This is a genomic window from Ligaoa zhengdingensis (assembly GCF_014384885.1).
GTDB classification, from domain to species: Bacteria; Bacillota; Clostridia; order Oscillospirales; family Ruminococcaceae; genus Ligaoa; species Ligaoa zhengdingensis.
Window position 1 is genome coordinate 1 of sequence record NZ_JACRST010000065.1, and the last position, 2,409, is coordinate 2,409.

Genomic DNA, 2,409 nt, shown 5'->3' on the forward strand with positions numbered 1-2,409 from the left:
GTCCCACAGCACCCGCACATGGTAGGGCAGACGCCCGCCATAGGTGTTGTCAGCCCGTTCACACAGAAGGTTGAACATCTGCGAAAAAGCGAGGGCAACCAAAAAGTTGTAGGTGGTGTTCGTGTCGCTGATAAGAAAGAACAGCGCCGATTTTTCATCCCCCAGCTTATCAAGCTCCAGCTCGTCATAAGACATGATCTCCCGGAGTTGGGGAATATCATAGGGAGCCAGCCTCGCACCGCAGGAAATCAAGATGCTTTTGGCTGTCTTGCCGCTGGCGAGCTTGTATTTCTTATACTGCCTCACGGCGAAGTGCTGGGGGCTGCGGCGTTCCAGCCCGTCAAACATATAGTCCACCGCATTTTTGAAGGTTTCGTCATCCTCCCGGACTTCCATGCTGTTTATCATTTCCACCAGCGTATTCATGTTGCGTTCTTCCTCCGGCCCCTCAAAGACGATGTAGGCCACAAGGGCGCAGTACAAGAGGGTTTCGGCTTTGGTCCAGAACTCGTCGCCCTCCTTACCGTCGCCTTTGGTGTTGGCGATCAGGGCGGTAACAAATTTCAAAACATCGCTTTCTGTCTTGATATAGGCCAGCGGATTGTAGTGCATGGATTTTGAAAAGTCGATACTGTTGAACACCCGCACCCTGTATTTCTCCCGTTGCAGAAACCGCCCGCACTGGTCGAGGGTGCCGCCCTTCGGGTCTACCACCACATACGAGGAATGGGCTTGAAGGAGCTGCGGAGTCAGCCAGAACCTTGTCTTGCCCGAACCGGACGAGCCGATGACACAGGCGTTTAGGTTCCGGGCATTGGCGGGTATCTTCGGACGGGTGTTCATGGTAAGGAACTCCGTCCCGGTCAAAATGACATTGTTCTGAAATTTAGGGTCAACAAACGGCTTTATATCCTCCTTTGTTCCAAAGCGGGCGGTGCCGTACTCCGCATCCCGCCGGAATTTTTTCGCCTGCCTGATCTTTGACTGTATCAGCAGATACACCCCAGCCGCACCGGCAAGGCCCACCAGCAGGTCAATACCTCCCAGCCCCGGCCAGTAGGTTTCAAAGGCTTTGGGGAAGGTATCGAGCATCCCCATGAGCTTTGTCCCGAAGTCTGTGCCGGGGGCGATCCGGTAGGCCGTCCCGATTTTGGAGAAGAACCAGAACACAAAGAGGTACGGCAGGTTTGGGAGCACATATTTTCTGATCTTGTCACTCAACGTCCGTCCTTCACCGCCTCTCTGGTTCGCTGCTTTTCCTTTGCCTGTGTCCTGATCTGCTCCGTGAATTTCCGAAGCTGGCCGAGGATGGAAGCCGTGTCCTGCTCTTTGTTCAGCACCTTTGCGCTGTACTTCTGGAAGGCTGCCGTGATAGCGTCCGCCTGATTGGCTTTGAAAAACAGCAGGTAATGACCGGGGCTCACTTTATGGAAAGCGTAGTCCACATGGAACTCCTTCGCAATCCGGTCAAAATCCTTTGGGGCTCCCACATAGGGCATGGCGCTTTTGGCGCCATAGTGGTTCATCAGCTTTTTCACGCTCTGGCGTCCCTGCGGGGTCAGCGCCTTCCGGTGGTGCTTTTGCAGCGCCCGCGCTACCTTCCCAAGAGCGGCAGCCAGCACTTTTCCCGTGAGCTTCGTTGTCCTGATCGAAAGGGCAACCGTTTTTTGGTTTACTTCTTCCTGCATAAAACCTCCTTTCCGTCGGGGTTCCCGCTATCCGGGAGGCCCCCGTACAATCTCGGGGAACAGAAAACCTCGGGCCAATGTGGCCCGAGGCTTACCGCTCGGCATCCCTGCCGGACGGAGCTTTCTTTTCCGGCTCCGTCTGGACTTTTTCGCCCTGTTCCCGCATGGTCTGCAAGATAGAGGGCTTCTTTTGAAGCTGGGAAGGCTTTTCGGCGGACAGCGGTTTGATACATTCCAAGCGGTCAGCCGCCCGGATGGCGTTGTCCGTGAGCTGCCTCTGCCATGCACCCACGCTGGGAGCCCAGCGAAAGCCACTGCTTTTCAACTCGGCCCGGGTGTCCGCGTCAGGCTTTCCGTCAAAGAATACCTGCAAGCGGTTGTCCTCCCGGTTCATTTCCACACGGCCCCCATCGAACTCCCAGCCGGAAAATTCCTGCTGTGCCTGTTTGGAAAGCTGTTCGATACGGGTCTTTACCCGGCGGATCTCCGCATTGTTGTTGGTAAGCTGGTAGCTTTCAAAGGGCCTCGGGTCACTCCGCCAGCTTGACGCCATGCTTGCTTTCAGCTTTTCAATCTGGTCCGGCGACAACAGCGCACAGCCATCCAGCTTGCCATGCTTGCGGTAATAGGCGTTGACCTCCTTCATAATGAGCTGGGAGCGTTCCAGCCCGTCCAGCTTCTTCTGGAGCTTTTCAATCGCTGCCGGGTCATCGGCGCTGAT

At 55.6% G+C, this 2,409-nt stretch carries 2 protein-coding genes and 1 pseudogene; all 3 read right to left on the reverse strand.

Going from position 1 to position 2,409, the window contains the following annotated elements:
* Positions 1 to 1,221, reverse strand: a 1,221-nt coding sequence (locus H8711_RS13490; RefSeq protein ID WP_249283863.1) for a VirD4-like conjugal transfer protein, CD1115 family, incomplete at its 3' end; no start/stop codon positions are given.
* Positions 1,218 to 1,688: a PcfB family protein gene (locus H8711_RS13495; protein WP_249283864.1), complete on the reverse strand. Its 471-nt coding sequence runs from the start codon at positions 1,686 to 1,688 to the stop codon at positions 1,218 to 1,220. The genes H8711_RS13495 and H8711_RS13490, both read right to left, overlap by 4 nt.
* Before the next feature lie 91 nt (positions 1,689 to 1,779).
* Positions 1,780 to 2,409 (reverse strand): annotated as a pseudogene (locus H8711_RS13500) (hypothetical protein); the annotation flags it as partial.

Excerpts from the sequence above, each read along its gene's own strand:
- H8711_RS13495 (WP_249283864.1), bottom strand. The coding sequence starts at position 1,688 with ATGCAGGAAGAAGTAAACCAAAAAACGGTTGCCCTTTCGATCAGGACA.